We start from the raw sequence: 21,678 nt of genomic DNA, 5'->3' as shown, positions 1-21,678 counted from the left end.
GAAGTGAGTGTTAATAATCCCCGCAGCGACGACTACGTTCAACCCAGCGGCAGGTCGCGTCGGCCACTTTCGTGTCGGTCATTTGCAATCCAGACTCGAGCAGTCGACGCAATCGCCTCTTCACTGCCGCTGGAGTCCCTAACTTCCTCGTTAAACCGGCGAATAGTGTCGAGGTGGCTTCCAGAATACTGCCATCTGTGGTCGGACAGCACTGTCCACACGCACCTCCACGAATCAATAACGCTTACATTTCGGGTGATCTATTCACCAGTAATGAATCCGCCTCAACTCGAGGCAATGCCGACCTGGCTCGAGTCGATGCTGACGTCGGAGCTCGCCTTGCTGGTACTGTTCGGAATCTGTATCCTCGAGGGGGCGATGATGCTTCGGTTCATGCCGAGCGAACTCGTCGTCCCCGCCGCGCTGGCGCTGATCGGATCGTCGATTCCGGAGGTGATCACTATCGTCGCCATCGCGGTCGTCGGAACGACGATCGGACAGGTGATCCTGTTTTATCTCGTCCACCGTGCCGGCCGGGAGTACATTCTCGAGAAACGGTGGTTCCCGGTCACGGAATCGCGACTCGAGCGGTTCGACGGCTGGTTCGATCGCTGGGGCGGGATCGCCGTCGCCGTGAGTAACTCGATGCTGTTCGTCAGAGGCTTGCTAACGATTCCTGCCGGTCTCTCCGAGATGAACGGCCGGACATTCCTCGTCCTCTCGGCGCTCGGATCGCTCTCATTCCAGTCGATCCTCGCCGGACTCTACCTGATCGGTGGCCACCTGTTGATCTGGTAGCTTCGATGGAGCGACTTGAGTGTCCGGTCGGCCGTCTCGTGACCGCGAAGAATTCTCGAGCGGCCTTCAAGCGAGTCTGGACACACCGAATACGGTCTCAGAACGTGAGACGATCCAGCCCTTTCGGTCGGAATCGATTACAGTTGATGCCGGCCATAGTCGGACGTATCATCGTTTGACCAGAGAACGTTTTGCCGTACCATGCACCAGCAACGGGAAACTCGAAAGGAGGGTAGCAGCTAATCGAATCTATGGCTATCGAAGCCTCGTTCACCGTCGATCAACCCGAATTCCCGTTGAACACGATCTTCGAAGAGTTACCAGACGCCAGCATCGAACTGGATCGCGTCGTTCCGACGAGCGATGCCGTCATACCGTACTTCTGGATTTACTCGGAGAACATCGGCGACCTCGAGGCTGACCTGAGCGCCGATGAAGGCGTCGATGAGTTTAGAGTAATCGATGAGTTAGCTGAGCAACTGTTCGTCCGGATCGACTGGAACCTCGACCACGAAAGCGTTCTAACCGCTATCGTCAACACTGAAGTCACGCTCCTTTCTGGGCTGGGGGATGTGGAAAACTGGACGTTCGAAGTCAGGAGTAGCGATCAAAAGAATGTCTCCGAATTCCAATCGTACTGTCGTGCAAACGAGATTCCCATCGAACTTACCCAACTCCACGCGCTCTCACCGCTCGAATCAGACGGGGAATTCGATTTGACCGAGGGCCAGCGGTCAACGTTGGTGCTCGCTTACTCTCGTGGGTACTTCAACTCGCCGAGAGATGCCACCCAAGACGACCTTGCCGATGAACTCGAGATCAGTCGACAGGCGGTTTCATCGCGTTTACAACGCAGTCTTCGACGGCTCGTCGCGAGTACGCTTATAACGACTCAAGAGTGACCGACATCGACACCACTTAAATGTGTGTTGCGCGAGCAAAATCTAGGGTCATCCCGGTGGAACCCCTCCGTTCTGGTAATGGAATCCACTCGAGAAGCGATTGGTGCTGTCGAGATCGTCGACTCGATGAACGATATCGAGTTCGACGGAGACGAAGATACGTTCCGGGCGGAGTACGACAGTAGGCGCGATCAACCGAGTCTCGCAGTAGTTGCGGTGGTAGCCGCTGTCGACGACAGAGATCCCGGTGAACTTACCCCGCTCCATTTCGTGATTGATACGGAGGCGCTCGACGATCTGTTTACGGAGACAGCCGCTGAAGGACTGAGGAACGGCAATCTCTCCTTTTCGTATGAGGGATTTGATGTGACGGCGTTTAGCAGGGGAACGATCGAGATTAGCCCGATACCGAACGCGTAGTCGGAATCCGTCAAATCACGACCCTACGTTACTCAACTTCAGAGAGTACGCTCCGAACCTCTATTCGTCAAACGCTTTCGAGTGAATCTGGTCTTCGAACGTCATCCCGCAGACGTACTTACTGGCGTAACGGTGCCATCTAAATGAGAGGGTGGACGACTCAGTCGCCTCGACGGTAAACGGGGACCCGGAACCGGACGCCTACGTCGCGAAGTTGCCACCTGATTTCCATCCCGGCCCACGCCAATCCGGTCAGCAGACCCAGTCCGATCGCGGCGAACTCGGTCGATCCCATCCAGATCGGCGTCGCGTACAACATGCCGTTGTAGATGCGGTGTGGGAGGACGTTCTCGAGGACGTTCCCGAGGTATTCGATCGGGTTGAATCCGAATCCGCCACCGCCGGAGTCGTCATCGCCGCCGCCACTCTCGTCCTCTTCTGTACGAGACTCCAGTCCGAGTTCAGCCGCGCTTTGACCACCTTCGCTTTCTGCGCCGGTCTCTAAGCGTTCAGCCGCGTAGGGGAGCGTCGATTCGACTTCCCAGACGATGTCGCCCGATTGATTTACCTCCATGACGCGGTTCCCGTGGGAGTCGGCGATAAGCGTGTTTCCGTTGGGGAGTCGGTCGGCGTCTCGAGGCCACTGGATCTGCTCGTCTTGCCACTCCCAACTCCGATTCCACTCGCCGTTTTCACGCTGGAACTCCTGTACGCGTCCGTTCTCGGAGTCGGCGACGACGATCGCCGGACCGCCCTCTGATTCGGGGATGTAATCGGGGTTGTGCTGTTCGTACTGGACGTCGTAGTCGTTCTCGTCTCCGAGCGTCCAGTCTTCGACCAGTCCCTCCTCCTGATCGAGGAAGACGACCTGGTCCTGATTACGAAGGCTGGCCATGATTCGACCCTCGTGTTCGCCCTCGTCGATGTACTCGACGTCGTTAATGTGGGCCCAGTCTTCCGGATACGGCCCGCCTTCTTCGACCGGATAGTCGCTCTGTGCGTCCCAGAGCCACTCGACGACTTCCGTTTCCGTGTTCACGATGAACACCTGGTCGGCGACGATATCGGCGATGGCGACGTGGGTCTCGTTGATCCGCGACGAGTCGTGCCACTCGCCGGCGGTCTCCTTGTAATCGTAGCGCTCGTAGATGACTTCGGGCTCGGGATCTTCATCCTCGAGATCGACGCGCTCTAGGACGTTTCGCGCACACGGCGGATCACTACACGTCGGTCCTTCCGAGTGGATCGTATCCGTCGCCGTGTATTCGATCGTCATCGGATCACCTTCGACCGGATCAGCGTCGAAGTACTTCGTTCTCGAGTTGTTGTAGTACTCGACTTCGCCGTCGGGCGAGTAGACGGTTATCGTCCCTGCTCGCCCGGATTCGGTGACGACCGTGTGATTATCCGTCTCCGGCGCTTCGGGAACGTCCGCCTCTGTCGCCGTCGATGTCTCATCTCCAGTTGCGCCGTCGATGACGACGCCAGCAGAGAGCAGGATCAGGGCAACTAGTACGATACGAATCCGATTTCGCGAGACTACTGATCGCACCTCCGCCAGCGAAGGGAGCGACCGGTCCGTCACGAAGCGGTCACTACCGGGTATCGGTACGTCGTTTGGAACTCCATTGTGTTTTGTTCTTCGAGCAAGATATTAGTATTTTTTCTATACGGTCGGCGCTGGTACCTGCTCTGCGCTCTGCTGTCCGATCACTCGCTCGCTGCGGAGTCGGATTGACGGACCAGCAGCGACGTTATCCGAGCACCGTCGATATCGGCTACTGTGAACGTGTAGCCATCGACGGAGACTCGATCGCCGGCTTCGGGGGCCCGGCCCAGTTCGTTCAGCACGAAGCCGCCGATGGTGCCGAAGTCGTCCGATTCGAATTCGGCATCGAGATGCTCGTCGACCGCTGAGACGGACATGGACCCGTCAACGATGTAGGTGTCGTCGCGGCGCTCGATCGAGGGTTCGTCGGCGTCGAACTCGTCGCGAAGATCACCGACGATCTGCTCGACGATATCTTCGACAGTAACGAGCCCCTCGAATACCCCCCACTCGTCGACAACCACGGCTAGTTGTCCTCGGTCGCGCTGGAACCGGGCCAGGATATCGGCGATTGATGTCGTCTCCGGAACGATCGGAATCTCCCGAGCGATCTCACCGGCCGTTATTGTGCTGGATGTCCCCTCCTCGATCGACTCGCTCGCGCGCAACACGTCTTTGATGTCGATGAATCCGATTACCTGATCGGAATCTTCGGCATCGACGACGGGATATCGGGTGTGATCTGCCTCGAGGATCCGTGATCGAATCTCTGGGAGCGAGAGGTCTGCCCGGAGGGTTTCGACGTCCGGCCGAGGAACCATCACGTCCAGAGCGGTCGTATCGTCGAGCGTGAACACTTGCTCGATCATCTCTACTTCAGTCACACCGATTTCACCCTCGTGGCCGGATCGGCTGAGGACGGTTAGGATCTCCTCTTCTGTGAGCGTCTCGTCCGTCTCCGAGGCGGGCGGAATCCCGATCAGTCGCGTGAACCGGTTCGCAGTCCCGTTGAAGACGATGATACCGGGGACGAACAGATAGTAAAAGAGTTTCATCGGTGGCGAGACGAGCAAGGCGATCCGCTCGGGTTGGGCGATCGAAATCGTCTTCGGCGCGAGTTCGCCGAAGACGACGTGGAGGAATGTGATGATGCTAAAGCCGATCGCGAAGGCGACGATGTGGATCACGCTTTCTGGCAGCAACGGCTCGAACACCGGCTCGAGCAGGGCAGCGATGGCCGGCTCACCGAGCCACCCCAGGCCGAGCGAGGCGAGGGTAATTCCGAGCTGGGTCACCGCGAGATAATTGTCGAGATTGTCGACGGCTTCTTGCAGGATTGCCGACCCGGTTCGGCCCTCTGCGGCCAGTTGTTCGACTGCTGTGGACCGAATGCGGACGTAGGCGAACTCCGCCGCGACGAAGAAGCCGTTTAAGAAGACCAGAAAAAGCGCAGCCGCGAGCTGTGCAATCGAAATTGCGAGATCTACCATCGAGACCTCCACGTGAACGTCTTTGCTGGTGTTCTTCGGTCGATGGTGATCGTCTCGCTCGCTCGTCGGCAAATTATAAGCGTCCTATCTGGTGTGCCCATACTCGAGGGTGAGACTGCGAGCTACATAGTTGGTTGTGTTACAGAATCGGGTCGTCGACCGCTCGTGATCGTCTCGAAACGGTTCGTACCCGGAGACTCATTGCGGCTTTGGCATTCGGGAATTGAACCACTCGGCCTTTGAGTCCTCACTTCCTACAATCCGCCATGCAGCGACGCGCATATCTGGGTTCACTGGGCACAACGGGAGCCATCCTCGCGGCCGGTTGTTTGAATCGCGGTAATTCCGACACCGTCCTCGACTCGCCTGATCGCCGAGGGGACAGCGAAGACATCGCCTATCCGGCTTACGGACAGGAACTTCCGGAAGTGACGGTGCCGTCGCCGCTTCACGACCGGGACGTGACCACGACCGAGTTCGTCGGTGACCGACACGTCCTGATGACGTTCGTCTTCACCCGGTGTCACGGGCCGTGTCCGACCCTCACGTCGACGCTCGCGCAGATTCAATCCGACGCCGCGAAGAACGACTACGAGGACGAGGTCGCGTTCTTGCCCGTCACGTTCGACCCCGCCTACGACACCGCAGATCGGTTGCGGACGTTCTCCGAGGAACGGGGCGCGGACCCGGACGCCGAAAACTGGCAGTTCCTTCGTCCCGAATCCCACGACACAGCACAGGAAGTCGTCAACGACACCTTCGGAATCGGCTTCGAAAAAACGGACGCCTACACCGAAGATACGGAGGGGGCCGCCCATTCGGGCGAATCCGAGGACGACCAAGATGGCGAGATGAAAGATATGTTCGTTCACGTGACGCTTATCATCCTCGCCAACGAAGACGGCTACGTCGAACGCGCGTACAGAAAGATGCCGGGAGCGAACACGATACTCGACGACCTTGCCACGGTCCGCGGCGAGAACGGCGGAGGATTCTTGTGAGGCGGCGCGACATGCTTCTCGGGGCCGGCAGTCTCGGCCTCGTCGGCGGTGCCGGACTGTTCGTTAGCGACCGTCGCATCTTGGGCACCCAAACCGGTGTGGATCCGGTTTCCGTCGAAACGCTCGATGCGCCCGGTAGCGATGCCGGAACCGTCTCCGCACCGGAACGCGGCACCACGACGTTCCTCGAGTTCTTCGCGACGTGGTGTGGGACCTGTGAATCGATGATGGAACCACTGTCACAGGTCCACTCGACCGTCAGCAACGATGTACAGTTCATTTCGATTACGAACGAGCCGATCGGTCAATCGATCGCTCGAGACGACGTCATCGAGTGGTGGCGCGAACACGGGGGGAATTGGACTGTCGGGTTGGACAACGACCTTCAGCTTACCGACGCGTTCGAGGTCGTCGAAATCCCAACGGCGATCGTCCTCGACGAACGCAACGATGTCGCGTGGTCTGGTGCGGGTCGAAAATCGACAGAAACGCTCGTAGACCGGATCGAATCCACTCACAGCGAGGCCTGAGATGGCGGCCGCCCCGTTTCGTTTCGCTTCGGAATCGGCAATCGGACCCGCAGCCATTGGAAGGACGACGCTGGGAACGACGTCGTTCGGGGCGAACTGGTTCGACCCTGGTTTCTCGGTCTTGCTGCTCGGCGTTATTATCCTCGCAGCGCTCGGCACCACGGTCCTGTTTCTCGGAAGTCTGGTCGCCTTCTGGCGACGGCGGACCGCTCCGTACCTCGGCATCACCATCGCGCTCGCGCTGTTGGTCATCCGGACGCTCGTCGGATTCGGCACCCTCTCCGGGGTCGTTCCGATGCCGATACATCACCTCGTCGAGCACAGCTTTGATTTCTTTATCGCCGTGGTGATACTCTATACGGCCTACAGTACGGGATCGCCACGTCGAACCGACCCTCCGCCGTCGGAATCGGATGACTGACCAGCATGGGAGTCACACTCGAGACGACACCAAGACGTCCGGGCGTATCCGTTCGTTCATCGCTCGAAATTCCCGTTCACGATGTCGGCTACCCGCCCGCGATCGAACAATCGTTCGTCCACGGGAATCTCCGGGTAGGGTCCCGTTTCGTAGGTCGGCCACGTACCAAATTGGTCGGGATAGAGCTGTTTTGCCGTCATTTCGAGTTGGAAGAGGTTCAAAATCGGCCCCTGATATCGTGCGCCCTGTGCGTACACGCGATCATTCTCTACAGCAGAGATCTCTCGAGCGACCGAGTGATCGGTGAGGTTCTCCCGGATCGCGACCATATCGGTCTCCGGGTGCATCCCACCCATCGAGAAGATGACGTCGGGATCCGCTTCCAGCATCGCCTCCATGTCGACCGTATCGCCGGATGAGACCTCATCACCGAACGCGCCGACCGGCTCGAGCGGTCGGAGGTGGGCCGTCAGGAATCCAGGAGTGTTCAACGTGTAGGCGTAGATACTCTCGATATCGCTCATGCCGACCAGTACTGCGGTCGGTCGATCAGCAGCCGGTGGCAGTCCCGACTCGATAGTCTCGAGCAGGTCAGTGTGGATCTCCGAGAGTGCCTGATACCGTTCTTCCGCACGGAATACCTGTGCGACCCGTTCGAATTGCTCCCAGAGCGTGTAGTACTGGTACTGATCGGCCCACTCGTCCGGCGGGGCCTCGTTTCGATCGCTGAACGTGTTCCCGAACCACGGGCCGATGTTGGTAGCGATCTCCTCGATATCGTCCATATCCCAGCTCCCGAGCGCGAACATGCTCGCGGGATCTGCCAGGTGGACATCGCTATTTAGTTCGTAGAGTTGCTCTTTGTCCGGTTCCCAGGATGAATACAGGCCGGTCCAATCCAGCGACACGCCCTCGAGGTGCGGCGTGAACTGGTTCCACAGCGCGTCGTAGTAGTCCGGTGCGTGCATCGCGTTGACGTCGTTTCCCCGTCCGAGCGCGAAGGCCATCCCGGCGAGGTGTGTCAGTCGGGTAAAAATCGACTTAGGCGGTGCGTCGAAGGTGACCTCACCGACCGGTGCTATCGTCGCTGTGTAGCCCTCGGCGGTGTTTGTGTCGGGCGAGGTATCGCCGTCTCCCAGACAACCGGCGAGTAATCCGCCGCCGACGATCGTCCCACCGTATCGCATGTAGTCTCGACGCGTCGGTTCTTCGGTCGCGTCCGTCTCCTTTTGTGCTGGCATGTCAGAATTCACCGTTGATGATATCCGCGACCCGTTGTCGATCGAACAGTTCCGTATCGTCGGTTACCGCACCGAATTCGTCGGGGTAGAGTTGCTTCGCGGCTCGTTCGGTCAGAAACAGGTTGTGTATCGGCCCCTGGTGCAGATAGCCCCCGCGATACACCTGGCCGTTCTCGACGGCCGTCAGTTCGCTCCCTACCGGATGGTCCTCCATGTAGGCGAGGACGACGTCTCGGAACTCCGCGGGCGATTTTCGTTCGTGGCCGCGAACGAGGAGCACGTCCGGATCGATCTCGAGGAGATTCTCGTAGTCCAACTCGCCACGATTCGTCGTGCTGAGGTTGTCGATATCCGTACCTGCGAGCGCGTCCGTCACGCCGAGGTCGCGCCACTGTTTTTTGCTGGTTCCGTCGTCATTGAGCCGGTACGGGGAGAACGTCTCGGGTTCCTCGGTGCCCTCGAAGGTGAGAAACACGTCGGGCCGGTCTTCCGCTAGTGGGAGCCGACTTTGGATCGAGTCGATGAACTCGTCGTGGAACTGTTCGAACGCCTCGAACCTATCGGTCTGTTGGAACGCATTTGCAACCTTCTCGAAGGCTTCATAGAGCGTATAGTACTCGTAGTCGTGCCAGTCGTCGGATCGACGGAAGATCAGGTTCCCGTAGAACGGGCCAACGGTTTGGGCGATCTCGTCGACGTCGTTGTCGTCCCAGTCGAACCAGTTGATGAGCATCTCCGGATCGTACAGGTGGACGTCAGCCTCGAGTTCGTAGAACTCCTCTTTCGTCTGCACTTCTGGATACTCCTCGAGAACGCTCTGATCGACGTCGACTCCCGGAAGTTCGTCGTACACGTACGTATAGTACCGATCCGCGCTTCCGATGCCCATCAGGCCGTCGGCCTGCCCCAGTGCGACCGCCATGTCGGCGTAGCCGCCATCGTACGCTACCCACCGCTCCGGGACCTCTCCGAAGGAAACCTCACCGACCGGTTCCATCGAGACGGTGTAGCCGTTACCGTTCTCAGTCGAGTCCGTTCCCGGACCATCTTCACCGCTGAGACAGCCAGCGAGTAATCCACCGGCAGCGATTGTCCCACCGTACCGCATGCAGTCCCGTCGGGTCGGTGCTACGTCTTTCGTATTTTCTCTCGCCATAGATTTTAGGCACCCCTAAAAGGTCATAACTGCTTCGATTTTTAGGCTTGCCAAAATAGGATCTACAGGTGTTCGAGGCGGTTCACTCGCTCGAGTTGTGTCTCACTTCGTATAAACGGTTGTTCTGCGCCTCGAGTCGACGGACCGTCGACGGTCGACAGAATCGTTGCGACGAAGATCAGTCAGCTCCCGTCGCAGAGTCGTCGGCCACCTCGTAGAGCGGGTTCGAAACGGTCCCGTGGCCGCGCACTTTCGGTCGCGTGCTAAAGTCCTTATACCCGTAGTCGACGAGACGGTTGCGGTTCAGACAGTGCTTGGTGAACCGCGGCTTGTAGAGATCGAACAGGTCGAATCGCTCCTCGAGGTCCGGAAACCGCGCCTGATAGGTATCGACGGCCGACCGGACCTGCGTCCAGAACTGTCGTTCGTCGTAGCCTCGATGACGAGCCAGTAGGTCCGCGATGTAGCGAAAGACACCCACGAAAAGCGTCCCGACGATGTGTTGACACAGCGGCTCCGGCGGCAGTTGGTGGAGAATGTGGTGATCGTACCGGTCGTCGTCGCGCAGCGCATCGGGAAGCCGTTCCGATAGCTCCGGCAGATCACGATCCGAGATCGCGACTTCGTCCACGAAGTCCGTGATGGCGATGCGGGTGGGAACGCCGTCGCGAAGGATCAACACGACGTTCGTCCCGTGGGGCATGAACACCGTCCCGTACTTGTACAGGAAGTGAAGAAGCGGCTCGAGCAACACCTCGAGCAGTTCGTCTAGCCACGCTCCGACGCTCATGTCCGCGCGGTCGGCTAGCTTCGAGACGACCGGCGTCCCGTCGAAGTCCTCGTGGAGGAGCGCGGCGAGCGTGATCGGTCGCTCGTCGTCGTCGACCAGCGAGACGACGCTCTCTCGCCAGACGCATCCGAGCAGTTCGTGGAACTGGTAGGGTGCCTCTTCCATCCGCGAAAACGTCGGGTGTTCGTAGTTGACGCTCGCGACCTCGCCGGGCAGTAGGAGTTGCAGTTCGTCCTGGAGGAAGGTATCCCCGTCGCGGACCGATTTGAGGAACGACGTCACGCGCGGGGCGGCCTCGGCCTGTTCGCCGAGGATGCCGCGGTACACGTTGGTGTTCAACACGCGAGTCGGTAGCTTGACGTGGTGTTTTTCGGGCGCCGAAACGTTCGAGAACGTTCGAATCGACTGCTGTGGCAGGTACTCGTCAGGGCCCCGCCCGAGCGGCACGATCGCGTCGGTCGCGATGTCCGCCGCGAACAGTTGGACGATGCTGTCCGACCACTGCCAGTCGTGGACCGGGAGGAACACGTAGTTGGCGGGATCTAGATCCCGATCGAGTAATGCGTCCGCGAACTCGGTTGCAGTGCTTCCGAGTTCTTCTTCTACGAGCGCGTCGTGCTCGAGTCCGTCCACGGCTTGAAAGGTTGCGCGGTCTCGGCGCGCGGCGATCCATCGGAGTTGCCGCCGCTGCTTGGATTCGGGGGCGTGTTCGAGATACGCCTCGTACCCGAATCCCACGCGGCCCTTGTTGTAAGTGAACCAGGGATGTCCCTCCATCTCTCCCTCGAGTTCCGCGTACGACAGATCCAGTAGCGTGGCATCGTCTCGATCCTCTTTTCTCGCCCGGATGTGAGCGTCCGCCACGAGCGTGTTGTTGTACTCCCGAACGAGATGGGCCGCGGTGGTCGGATCGATTCCAATGTACTCGCGGGCCTCCCGAAGGAACGTCACCGGACTCGTCGCCGAGCGCCATTGTTCGCCCCGCTCGCGGCGCTCTATCGACCCCGGTTTGATTCGATACGAATCGAGCGGGCGACGTTGGGCGTCGAACTGGTATTCGATCCCGTCGGTCAACAGGAGCCTGTAGCGGATCCAGGTATCGCGTTCCTGATTCTCGGACGAGGGCAGCTCCGCGCTGGATTCCGGTTCCGATTTCGCTTCGGGAACGACAGTCCCGTCGGCTCCCGGAGTTGCATCGGTCGTCGCCGTTTCCGAGGCGCTAACGGTTCCGATCCGAGCCGGAGTGAGTATCTCCTCGTACATGAATTCCGCGAGGACCTTTCGAAACAGGTCGCGATTAACGTCCCTCCAGATTTCGGGCTCGAGTGCTGACTCGAGCGCGTCGGCGGCGTTCATCGATGAACGCCCTCGATTAGGTGAACTCGGTCTGTCGGTGGTACCATCGATCGGCACGTCGATCCGTGCATATTTTTAGGCTGACCTAAAAAATAAAAAGTGTTTCCATCGAGGCGATGTCTGCAGCAAGTCTGGCGATGTTCTTTGGGGGAGTGTGTTGCCATTATATTTTAAACACCGTTAATTTTTAGGTCTGCCTAAAGAAATGCATCGTTCGAAGCGTAATGACGACAGAATCAACCGCGGTCGATCGGTGTCGGAACGGAGACTGCCAGCTCGTGCGATTGTTGTTCGTTACTCAGAGCGGGGTCGTGCGGACTCATGCGGTCGACGCGTCGAAAGTCGAGTCCGCGATCGAAGACGGGGTGACGCTCTCGCAACTCGTCCAGACGTACAACGCACTCGGGATTCGCGACAAGAACGGGCGGTTCGACGCGGCCGGTGAGGTGCGGCTCCGCCCGGATCCCGGGACGTTTCGCGAACTGCCCTACGCCGAGTGCACCGGCGCGATGCTCTGTGACATCGAGACCGTGGACGGAGAGCCCTGGACCGTCGACCCGAGATCGTCGCTGCGAGCGTTCGTTCGGAAAATGGAGCGGGAGGGCCTCTCGCCTGAAGCCGCGTTCGAGAGCGAGTTTCACCTGTTCGAGACTGACGACGAAGGGACCGTCCATCGGGTCGACGAGCGTGGTGCCTACGCCACCGAGAGCACGCGAGAAACCCACGGAGTGATCCTATCGATGATCGATTCGTTGAAGAGCCAAGACATCCCTGTCGAAAAATACTACCCGGAGTACGCGGCCGGCAAACATGAAATCGTCACTGGTCGAGCCGCCGGAGTCCGTTCGGCCGACGAACACGTCCTCTTGCGTGAAACCGTCAACGCCATCGCCCGCGACCACGGCTACGGGTCGACATTTCTCCCGAAACCGTTCGAGCACTCGACGAACGGCTGTCACATTCACCTGTCGCTGTGGGACGACGCCAACCGGTTCTACACTGGCGAATCCGGCGGCTTGAGCCCGACCGCTCGTCACTTTATCGGCGGCGTTTTAACGCATGCACACGCGCTGACGGCGCTGACGGCGCCGACAGCCAACTCCTACGCCCGGCTTCGCCCCCAACTCGGCGCAACCGGATTCGCTTGTTGGGGTCACGGAAACCGCGAGGCGCTCGTGCGCGTCCCCGCAGTCGGCGGCTCCGACCCGGCGACGGCGACCCGGATCGAGTTCAGGGCGGCCGATTGTACGGCGAATCCCTACCTCGCGCTGCTCGGAATACTCGCGGCGGGATACGACGGAATCGACCGCGAGATCGCCCCGCCGGAACCCGTCGCCGTCGACCCGGCGACGCTCTCCGACGGCGAACTCGAGGAGCGAGCGGTCGAACGGCTGCCGAGGACGCTCGGCGCGGCGCTCGAGGAATTCGAATCCGATCGAGTGCTACGCGAGGCGCTCGGGGACGAACTGTTCGAAACCTACCTTCAGGTCAAGCGGAGTCACTGGGATCAGTTCACCGACAGCGCCGGCGCCTGGGAACGCGATCGCCTTCGGAGCGTGTACTGACATGTGGACGCGGGGATTCGGCGTACCGAGCGCAGTGATCGCGGTTCTCCTTAGCACGTTCTTCCTCGGGTTTGGCGGCGGCGTCGTCTTCCCGATCCTCCCGAACCTCGGGGCCGTCGTAGGTATCGCTCCGTTCGTCGTCGGGATCATCCTGAGCGCCAATCGTATCGTGCGGCTCCTCGCGAACGCGCCCGTGGGAGTGGTCGTCGACAGGATCGGAACCCGGAAACCGTTCGTCGTCGGCGTCGGACTCGAGACGATCGCCACGCTCGGGTACCTGATCGCCCTCGAGAGCGGACGCCCCGCTCTCTGGTTCACGGGGGCACGGGTGCTGTGGGGTCTGGGTAGCGCGTTCGTTCTCGCGGCGGCGTACACGATCGCCGCCGACGTCTGCGATCCGGAGTCGCGCGGGCAGACGATGAGCATCGTCCGAGGCGGGACGTCGATGGGATTCCCGGCCGGGATGGCCATCGGCGGCATCGTCGGCGAAGTGTACGGCGCTGGCACCGCCTTCGGGGTTGCGTCCGCGCTCTCGGTACTGGCGTGTCTGTTAACCGCGGTTGCGATTCCGGAAACTCACGGCGCCGATCGATCGACGAACGTCGGGCTCGGAAACCTCGATTTCAGCCCGCCGGTGTTGATCGCTGGCGGGGCCAACTTCGCGCTTTTGTTCACCTACAACGGCGTCGTGTTCGCGACGCTGGTCTCCTTTCTCGATGTGATAAACGCCGGAACGGTCACGATCGGGGCCCAGGGTACCTCCGGCGTCCTGATCGGTCTCAGCGTCCTCACCGGGTCAGTGTTTTCGGTGGCGGGCGGAAAGGCGAGCGATCTCATCGCTCACCGATTGCCGGTGATCCTGTCTTGTCTAGGCTGTTTGTCTGTCGGTGTTTTCCTGCTCGCGTTCGGCTCGACGATGCCGGTGCTTGTCGCGTCGGTTCTCCTCCTGGGGGCCGGCCAGGGCGGTGTCGGAGGGCCGCTGGTATCCATGCTGGGGGATTTGACCGCAAGCGATCGGATGGGGCGTGCAACCGGAACGTACAACGCGTTCGGCGATCTGGGCGCATCGGTCGGGTTGCTGGTGTCGCTTCCGCTGGCGGAGGCGATCGGATTCGGCTCGCTCTACGCGCTCAGCGCCTGCGTTCCGATCATCGCGGGTGCCCTCGTCACCGGTGGACTTTACACGACCTACGGCGGTATTCCGTCGGTCGTTGGAAGCTGACGGACCGTCGTCCCCGAACCGGTGGTCGAGATCACACTGTATATTTTTGGCTTACCTAAACCAATACGTTTTTCAACTTTTAGGTTAACCTAAAACCCATGCCACCGAATCAATCGAACGACGGCGGCACTGGCAGAACGATCAGCCGATCAACTACTCGAGCGCCGAGAGCGGAGCAGTCAAATGCGAGACTGCGAGCGAGTCAGGCGGACCGAGAGTCAAACGCCCGAACCTATCCGCGGTCGCTGCCGTTCGCGATCGCCAGTGCCGACGGACTCGAGATCGTCGACGCCGACGGGAACGAGTACCTCGACTGTCTCGCTGGTGCCGGAACGCTCGCGCTTGGTCACAACCATCCGGCCGTGATCGAGGAACTGGAGCGGTTGTTCGAAGAGGATCGACCACTTCACACCCTCGACATCACCACGCCGGAGAAGGAGGCGTTCGTGGACACGCTGTTCGAGAGCCTCCCGGATGCGTTCACGGAGCGCGCGAAAGTGCAGTTCTGCTCGCCGGCCGGGACGGACGCCGTCGAAGCGGCGCTTAAACTCGTCAAAACCGCCACCGGGAACGACAGCGTTCTCGGGTATCAAGGAGGGTACCATGGAATGACGAGCGGTGCCCTCGGTCTCATGGGCGACGTGAGCGCGAAAGAGTCGATCGCGGGAACGGGCGGGAACGTTCACCACCTTCCCTACCCGGACCAGTATCGACATCCGTTCGGTTTCGATGAGGATCACAGATCGATCAGTCACTTCGTCGAGCGAGTACTCACCGACCCGGAAAGTGGCGTCGCGAGTCCCGCCGGCATGATCCTCGAGCTCGTTCAGGGTGAGGGTGGCGTCAATCCCGCACCGGACGAGTGGGTCCGTGAGGTCCGCCGGATAACGCGGGAGGCGGACGTTCCGCTCATCGTCGACGAGATCCAGACCGGAATGGGGCGGACCGGAGAGACGTGGGCGTTCGAACACGCGGGGATCGTTCCGGACGTGATCACCTGCTCGAAGGCGATCGGCGGCGGGCTTCCGATCGCCGTCGTCATCTACGACGAATCGCTCGACGAGTGGGAACCCGGCGCGCACGCGGGAACCTTTCGAGGCCATCAGCTCGCGATGGCGGCCGGACGCGTCACGATGCGACGCGTTTTGGACGATAATCTCGACGATCACGCGGCCGAAATGGGGATGCGGCTTCGAAAGCGGTTGGACCGACTTGCCGACCGCTTCGAGGAGATCGGAGACGTCCGTGGGCGCGGGTTAATGCTCGGCGTGGAGTTCGTCGATCCGACGGCGGTCGGCGACGGAGAGGTTCCCCCGCCCGACGGCGAACTCGCGTCGGACGTCTCCGCGGCCTGTTTCGACCGGGGGTTGATCATCGAGACGGGCGGACGCGACTCCGCCGTCGCCCGCTTCCTGCCGCCGCTTATCGTCTCCCCCCAACAGATCGATGAGATCGCCGCTCGATTCGTCGAGGCTGTCGAGGCGACGGTGACGCCAGCGGGGGGAAGATGACCGAGCAATATTCTCCCGCGAGCGACGATCGACCGTCGAACGGACGCGCTCTCGCGGACCGACTCTTCTTGGGCAGCGATGACGGAAACCGAGCGTACCTCGGCGCGGTAGAGCAAGCGGCAGAGGCAGTCGTAACCACAGTTGGAGAGGCCGACGACCCGTACACGGGACGAGGGTATCGAGCGCTTCGAGATCACCTCGACGGGGAGACGATCCCCGAAACCGGCGCGCCACTTTCCGTCGTTCTCGACGAGGTCGCGACCGACGTCCTCGCGAACTCCGTCGTGCCGTCGGACGAAGCGTGCGTCGCCCACCTCCAGTGTCCGCCGATGGTGCCGGGACTCGCCGCGGAGATGTTGCTGACGGCGGTCAACCAATCCATGGACTCCTTCGATCAGGCGCCGGCAGCGACCGTGATCGAAGAACGGGTGATCGACGACCTCGCGGACCTGTTCTCGCTCGGCGACGCCGCCGACGGCGTGATGACCAGCGGCGGCACGCAGTCGAATTTCCAGGGGCTGTTGCTCGCTCGCAATCGCTACGTCGCCGATCGGTTCGACCGGTCGGCGCGAGCGAACGGGCTCCCCCCGGCTGCGACGGACATGCGGGTGCTCTGCTCGGAGCACGCGCACTTCACGGCCGCCCAGGGAGCCGCCCACCTCGGGTTGGGAGAGGACGCCGTCGTCTCGGTGCCGACGGATCGAACGTATCGAATGGACCCGGAGGCGCTTCGAACCCAACTCGAACGGATGAAACGGAACGGAGAGCGGCCGTTCGCGCTCTTCGCCACCGCGGGCACGACCGACTTTGGGAGCATCGATCCGCTCGAGGAGCTCGCCGATATCGCGGCCGAGCACGACCTCTGGTACCACGTGGACGCGGCTTACGGCGGCGCGCTCGCCGTCAGTGACGAACACCGATCGGCGATCGCCGGAATCGAACGAGCGGACTCGCTCTCGGTCGACTTTCACAAGCTGTTCTACCAACCCATCTCCTGCGGCGCGTTTCTCCTGCGCGAGGGTGACGACTTCGACCTCATGGCTCGTCACGCGGCGTACCTCAACCCCGACGGCGACGACGCCCCGCATCGCGTGGAGAAGTCGACGCTGACGACCCGTCGCTTCGATGCGCTCAAACCGTACATCGCCTTCCGGACGGTGGGTCGCAAGGGGCTCGAGGCGCTGGTCGATCGATCACTGTCGGTCGCGACCCGGACCGCCGAGCTGGTACGCGCCGACGACGCCTACGAACTGGTGTGCGATCCGACGCTGAACGTCGTCACCTTTCGGTACCAACCGTCTAACGACCATCCAGAACTCGCCGATGGCGAGTGGTCCGACCGCTTGAACCGCGAGATTCGTGAGTTCTTGTTCGACGCAGGTGAGGGAATCGTCGCCCGCACTACGGTCGAGGACCGCGTCACGCTCAAACTCACGCTCTTGAACCCTCGGACGACAGTCGACGACATTCGGACGTTGCTCGAGCGGGGACAACGCCATGCCGCGACCGTCGAGGCGGCGGAGCTCGGAACCGCGCCGGTCGAAACCGAGCGCGGAAACGCTGGCGGTTCGACCGACGGGGTGGAGCGATGACCACGGTTGGAGCCGGCTGTTCGACGCCCGCTGAGCACGCGGAGTCGGCGACCGTACACGCGTTTCTCAACTGCTATCTCAGAGAGACGAACGACGGCGACGTTATCGCCGCGAACGAGTCGCCAGTCGACGGCGAGGGCGACGTCGTCCGTCTCTCGCTGGACGAGCAGGGGATGACGGTGTTCGCGCCGCTGCGCTACGAGTCGGCGACGGGCAGACACCTGTTCGACCTCCCGGTGTACACCCGCGGCCGCGACGACGCACTCGCCGCGCTGGACGCCGGTTCGCTCGCCGCGCTCGTCTGCCGTGAACTGGCGCTTGCGGCCGACGGCGAGAACGCCTCGACGGGGGCGGATCTCCTTCGTCGTGTCCTCGTCTCGCGGGCGGCAATCGAACGATTCGTCGGCGAACGTTCCGACCTAACGCAGCTCTGTGAACCGGGAACGACGTTCCGCGACGCCGAACAATCGCTGCTATACGGGCATCTCCTGCATCCCACTCCGAAAAGCCGCGAGGGGATTTCGCCTCACGACGTTCCGACGTACGCACCCGAGCTAGCGGGATCGTTCCAGCTCAGGTACTTCGCGGCCGATCCGTCCATCGTCACGGAGTGGTCGGCTCGAGACGGGTCGGCGAGCGAGTGGGTTCAACAGGCGCTTGCCGACGATCGACCGCCGGCGGCGACCGCTGCCATGGAGGAGGGGCGGGTTCTCGTTCCGACCCATCCATGGCAGGCCGATCACCTCCGTTCGCAAGAACACGTTGAGGTAGCGCTGTCGTCGGACGAACTGGTCGACCTGGGGACGTTCGGGCCAACCTTCTATCCGACGACATCGGTGCGAACGCTGTGGAGCCCGGACGCTCCGTTTATGGTGAAAGGGTCGCTCGCGGTCGAGATCACGAACGCAGAGCGGACGAACAAACGCCCCGAACTGGCTCGCGGCGTGGCCGTCTCGGACCTCCTCGAGACGGAGTTCGGTGACCGGCTTCACGAGATGTGGCCGCGGTTCCGCGTCGTCGAAGACCCCGCCGCGTTGACGCTCGAACTCGGCGAGGGGCCGGAATCCGGATTCGAGACCGTCCTCCGAGAAAACCCGTTTCGCGGATCGGACGCGGCGAACGTCTCGCCGGTCGTCGCTCTCTGTCAGGACGGCGTTGACGGCCCGTCCCGGCTCGCTCGAGTCGTGCGCGATATCGCGGAGCGAACTGGCCGACCCGAGGATGCGGTCGCCCGCGAGTGGTTCCGCGAGTACCTCGCCGTCACCGTTCGGCCGATCCTGTGGACCTATTTCGAGCTCGGCGTCGGCATGGAGGCACACCAGCAGAACACGCTGCTCCGTCTCAACGAAGCGGGTTGGCCCGCTGAAGGCTACTATCGTGATAATCAAGGCTACTATTTCCCCGAATCTCGCTACGAACGGGTCGATGCGTGGCTTCCTGGAGTCGGCGACCGGGCGGGAACGATCTGTCCGGACTCGGTTGCCGACGAGCGGCTGCGGTACTACATCATCTGTAACAACGCCTTCGGAGTCGTCAACGCGCTCGGCGTCGCCGGGCTCGCTCCCGAACGGGCGCTGTTGGATGATCTTCGGTCGGCGCTCGAGTCGCTTCGTGTGTCTGAACCGCCGTCGTCCGAGCTCGTCTCCGTTTCGCTGACGGAGTCACAGATCCCCTGCAAGGGGAACCTGTTGACGCGCTTTCGGGGACTCGACGAACTCGAGGAATCGCTCGAAAACCAGTCCGTCTACGTCGATATCGAAAACCCCATCGTGACCAGAACATGACCGATCCGTTTCATCTCATTACCGAAGACTGCGCGTACAGGCGTTCGGTCGAAGAAATCGACCGTACCGTCTCGTTTCGCCCCGTGGAACTGAACCGCGACCTCGAGCGGCTTCACGCGTGGTTTCGTACCGACCACGTCCGCCCGTACTGGGACCTGGCGGGACCGCTCCCGGAGCTTCGTCGGGCGATAGCGCAGAAGCTATCGGACGACCACTTGACGCCGTACGTCGGCCGCCTCGACGGCGTTCCGATGAGTTACTGGGAGCGGTACTGGCCCGCGGACGATCCGCTCGCCGAGCACTACGACGTTCGGGACGGCGATCAGGGCGTTCACCTGCTGATCGGACCCGAGGAGTACCTCCAACAGGGGTACGCGACGCACCTCCTGCGAGGAATAGTCGACCTCTCCTTTCGCCACGTCGGAACCGAGCGCGTCGTCGCGGAACCCGACGCGGGAAACGAAGCCGCCATCGCAACCTTCGAATCGGTCGGGTTCGAGCGGCGCGACACGTTTTATTTCCCCCACGAGGACAAGGACGCGGCGCTGCTGGTGTGTGACCGGGAGGCGTTCGAGCGATCCGGCGGACCCACCGTCAACGGCGGTACCGGTGAGGTGGGCCGATTGTGACGAGCGATCGTGACCACACCGGCGGATCGTCCGAGGCCGAACGGACGGAGAGTGGCGGGGCCGAGGACGTTCACGATATCGTTGGAATCGGACTCGGCCCGTTCGATCTCGGGTTAGCTGCCCTCATCGAGGGACACGACGAGATCGATCTCGACGCGATCTTCCTCGAGCAGAAGCCGTCGTTCTCCTGGCACGAGGGGATGCTCATCGAGGACGCCACGTTGGAGGTCCCGTTTCTGGCGGACGTGGTGACGCTGGCCGATCCCACGAGTCCCTACAGTTACTTGAACTACCTCGAGGAGACGGATCGGCTCTACGAGTTTTACTTCTACGAGACGTTTCAAACGCCGCGTCGCGAGTACGACGCGTACTGTCGCTGGGTAGCCGAACGGCTCGAGTCACCGCGATTCTCGCGTCGCGTCATCGATGTCCGTCCCGTCGACCACCCTACAGCAAACTTTCAGGTGACGGCGATTCGACCGGACGACGTCGCCGCCGAAGACGAGGTGGTGTCTGGAACCGATCGGGACGTCGCTGGCGGCAACCGAACCGAACCCACCAGTGTCGACGAACCGGTAGACGCCGCACGGGGTACCGAGCGCGAGCAATTCACGTACCTGACGCGCGATCTCGTCGTCGGAGTGGGTTCCAAGCCCTTCGTTCCGGCGGAGTTCCGGGGATTCCCGGACGACTCGGTGTTTCACACTGCTCGATATCGGTACAACAGATCGAACGCGCTGGACGTAGACTCCATCGCCGTGATCGGGTCCGGCCAGAGCGCAGCCGAGGTCTTTCAGGATCTCTTAGCGCGACAACCGAACCACGAGTACCGACTCGATTGGGTGACGCGTTCGGACGGGTTCTTCCCGATGGAGTACTCGAAGCTGGGGCTCCAGCACTTTGCACCGGAGTACGTCGAGTACGTTACCGAGCTCCCCCAACCGGTACGAGACGACCTCATTCCCGAGCAGGAACTCCTGTACAAGGGGATCGATCCCGACACTAGCGACGAGATCTACGAGGAACTCTACCGGCGGTCGGTCGGGGGCGATCGACCGGATGTCGGACTGATCGCGATGACCGAGGTGAGAGATATCGATCGCACCGAGGCGGGGCGGTATCGGCTCGACTGCAGGCAGTGGCAATCGGAGACGACATTCAGTTTCGAGCCGTCGGTCGTTATTCTCGGAACGGGCTATCACCGGCCGACGCCACCCTTTTTGGATGGAATCGACCAACGCATCCACCGCGACGATCGGGGACGACTCGAGATCACTCGCGAGTACACCCTCAAAACGGATCTCGACGGGACCGTGTTCGTCCAAAACGCGGGATTGCACACCCACGGCGTCGGAACTCCGGACCTCGGACTCGGAACGTATCGCAACGTCGTCATCCTGGATCAACTGCTCGAGGAGTCGCCGTATTCGATCCCCACCGACACGGTCTATCAGGATTTCTCGCCGGCGTCGTTCGTCCGCAACGCGCCCGGCGGTTCGCTCGGAGGGACGGAACCACTCGAGCGGATGTCTGACAGCGATCGACCCACGGGTGAGTGATTCACCTCGGATTGTGACCCCGAGGGGCTCGTTTTGAGAACGAATCGAACGCGCTGTATACGGAGTATGGTGACTTTTTGCGTCGGTACCGTATTCGCCAATTCGGGGAATCGTAGGTACTCCGTGTTCGAAAGCCACCTACGGAATCCGTCTCTGAAACGA

18 protein-coding genes are annotated in these 21,678 nt (G+C 61.3%); 13 read left to right on the top strand and 5 right to left on the bottom strand.

Annotated features, from left to right (window positions below; translation table 11 throughout):
* Window positions 1-273 precede the first annotated feature (273 nt).
* The 3 genes from HALLA_RS15425 (at window position 274) to HALLA_RS15415 (ending at window position 2,120) form a co-directional block, all read left to right on the top strand.
* A complete protein-coding gene (locus tag HALLA_RS15425; protein WP_049954385.1) occupies window positions 274-798 on the top strand; it encodes a DedA family protein in 525 nt (174 codons plus the stop codon).
* 251 nt (window positions 799-1,049) lie between these two features.
* Entirely contained in the window at window positions 1,050-1,700 is a 651-nt protein-coding gene (locus HALLA_RS15420) for a helix-turn-helix domain-containing protein (RefSeq protein ID WP_049954384.1), read from the top strand.
* Between the two features lie 126 nt (window positions 1,701-1,826).
* Window positions 1,827-2,120 (top strand): HalOD1 output domain-containing protein, encoded by a 294-nt coding sequence (locus tag HALLA_RS15415; RefSeq protein ID WP_157231406.1) that lies wholly within the window; start codon window positions 1,827-1,829, stop codon window positions 2,118-2,120.
* 160 nt (window positions 2,121-2,280) lie between these two features.
* Here HALLA_RS15415 and HALLA_RS15410 read toward each other — a convergent pair whose 3' ends face one another.
* Both HALLA_RS15410 and HALLA_RS15405 read right to left on the bottom strand, forming a co-directional pair.
* Complete coding sequence (locus HALLA_RS15410; protein WP_049954382.1) at window positions 2,281-3,705, bottom strand: aryl-sulfate sulfotransferase; 1,425 nt, start codon at window positions 3,703-3,705, stop codon at window positions 2,281-2,283.
* A gap of 125 nt (window positions 3,706-3,830) precedes the next feature.
* Complete coding sequence (locus tag HALLA_RS15405) at window positions 3,831-5,159, bottom strand: hemolysin family protein (protein WP_049954585.1); 1,329 nt, start codon at window positions 5,157-5,159, stop codon at window positions 3,831-3,833.
* Window positions 5,160-5,425: 266 nt separating this feature from the next.
* Between HALLA_RS15405 and HALLA_RS15400 the strand changes: the two genes are divergently transcribed.
* From HALLA_RS15400 to HALLA_RS15390, 3 genes are read left to right on the top strand one after another with little or no spacing between them, the layout of a single operon-like run.
* Complete coding sequence (locus tag HALLA_RS15400) at window positions 5,426-6,160, top strand: SCO family protein (RefSeq protein WP_049954381.1); 735 nt, start codon at window positions 5,426-5,428, stop codon at window positions 6,158-6,160.
* A complete protein-coding gene (locus tag HALLA_RS15395) occupies window positions 6,157-6,690 on the top strand; it encodes a TlpA family protein disulfide reductase (protein ID WP_049954380.1) in 534 nt (177 codons plus the stop codon). The genes HALLA_RS15400 and HALLA_RS15395 overlap by 4 nt, the downstream gene beginning before the upstream one ends.
* A 1-nt stretch (window position 6,691) precedes the next feature.
* The gene (locus HALLA_RS15390; RefSeq protein WP_242406211.1) at window positions 6,692-7,111 is read left to right on the top strand and encodes a DUF7471 family protein; all 420 of its coding nucleotides are present in this window, start codon (window positions 6,692-6,694) and stop codon (window positions 7,109-7,111) included.
* A 56-nt stretch (window positions 7,112-7,167) separates the two neighbouring features.
* Here HALLA_RS15390 and HALLA_RS15385 read toward each other — a convergent pair whose 3' ends face one another.
* The 3 genes from HALLA_RS15385 to HALLA_RS15375 form a co-directional block, all read right to left on the bottom strand.
* Window positions 7,168-8,352 carry an ABC transporter substrate-binding protein gene (locus tag HALLA_RS15385; RefSeq protein ID WP_049954379.1) on the bottom strand — a complete coding sequence of 395 codons (1,185 nt, stop codon included), beginning with the start codon at window positions 8,350-8,352 and terminating at the stop codon, window positions 7,168-7,170.
* A 1-nt stretch (window position 8,353) separates the two neighbouring features.
* Window positions 8,354-9,508 carry an ABC transporter substrate-binding protein gene (locus HALLA_RS15380; RefSeq protein WP_049954378.1) on the bottom strand — a complete coding sequence of 385 codons (1,155 nt, stop codon included), beginning with the start codon at window positions 9,506-9,508 and terminating at the stop codon, window positions 8,354-8,356.
* A 178-nt stretch (window positions 9,509-9,686) separates the two neighbouring features.
* Window positions 9,687-11,654 carry an IucA/IucC family protein gene (locus HALLA_RS15375; protein ID WP_049954377.1) on the bottom strand — a complete coding sequence of 656 codons (1,968 nt, stop codon included), beginning with the start codon at window positions 11,652-11,654 and terminating at the stop codon, window positions 9,687-9,689.
* Between the two features lie 224 nt (window positions 11,655-11,878).
* Here HALLA_RS15375 and glnA2 point away from each other — a divergent pair, with 224 nt between their 5' ends.
* From glnA2 to HALLA_RS15340, 7 genes are all read left to right on the top strand, one after another.
* Window positions 11,879-13,219, top strand: a complete 1,341-nt coding sequence (gene glnA2 / locus HALLA_RS15370; protein ID WP_049954376.1) for a gamma-glutamylputrescine synthetase — start codon at window positions 11,879-11,881, stop codon at window positions 13,217-13,219.
* A gap of 1 nt (window position 13,220) precedes the next feature.
* Window positions 13,221-14,441 (top strand): MFS transporter, encoded by a 1,221-nt coding sequence (locus HALLA_RS15365; RefSeq protein ID WP_049954375.1) that lies wholly within the window; start codon window positions 13,221-13,223, stop codon window positions 14,439-14,441.
* Between the two features lie 98 nt (window positions 14,442-14,539).
* Window positions 14,540-15,952 (top strand): diaminobutyrate--2-oxoglutarate transaminase family protein, encoded by a 1,413-nt coding sequence (locus HALLA_RS15360; RefSeq protein ID WP_084569061.1) that lies wholly within the window; start codon window positions 14,540-14,542, stop codon window positions 15,950-15,952.
* Window positions 15,949-17,544, top strand: a complete 1,596-nt coding sequence (locus tag HALLA_RS15355; RefSeq protein ID WP_049954374.1) for a pyridoxal phosphate-dependent decarboxylase family protein — start codon at window positions 15,949-15,951, stop codon at window positions 17,542-17,544. The genes HALLA_RS15360 and HALLA_RS15355 overlap by 4 nt, the downstream gene beginning before the upstream one ends.
* Window positions 17,541-19,328 (top strand): IucA/IucC family protein, encoded by a 1,788-nt coding sequence (locus HALLA_RS15350; protein ID WP_049954373.1) that lies wholly within the window; start codon window positions 17,541-17,543, stop codon window positions 19,326-19,328. Before HALLA_RS15355 ends, HALLA_RS15350 begins: the two co-directional genes overlap by 4 nt.
* A complete protein-coding gene (locus HALLA_RS15345) occupies window positions 19,325-19,957 on the top strand; it encodes a GNAT family N-acetyltransferase (RefSeq protein WP_049954372.1) in 633 nt (210 codons plus the stop codon). The genes HALLA_RS15350 and HALLA_RS15345 overlap by 4 nt, the downstream gene beginning before the upstream one ends.
* A gap of 77 nt (window positions 19,958-20,034) precedes the next feature.
* Complete coding sequence (locus HALLA_RS15340) at window positions 20,035-21,516, top strand: lysine N(6)-hydroxylase/L-ornithine N(5)-oxygenase family protein (protein WP_049954582.1); 1,482 nt, start codon at window positions 20,035-20,037, stop codon at window positions 21,514-21,516.
* Window positions 21,517-21,678 lie beyond the last annotated feature (162 nt).

This window comes from Halostagnicola larsenii XH-48, assembly GCF_000517625.1.
GTDB lineage: Archaea > Halobacteriota > Halobacteria > Halobacteriales > Natrialbaceae > Halostagnicola > Halostagnicola larsenii.
Note: the sequence above shows the minus strand (reverse complement) of the source record. Positions and strands in the feature narration are given on the sequence as shown.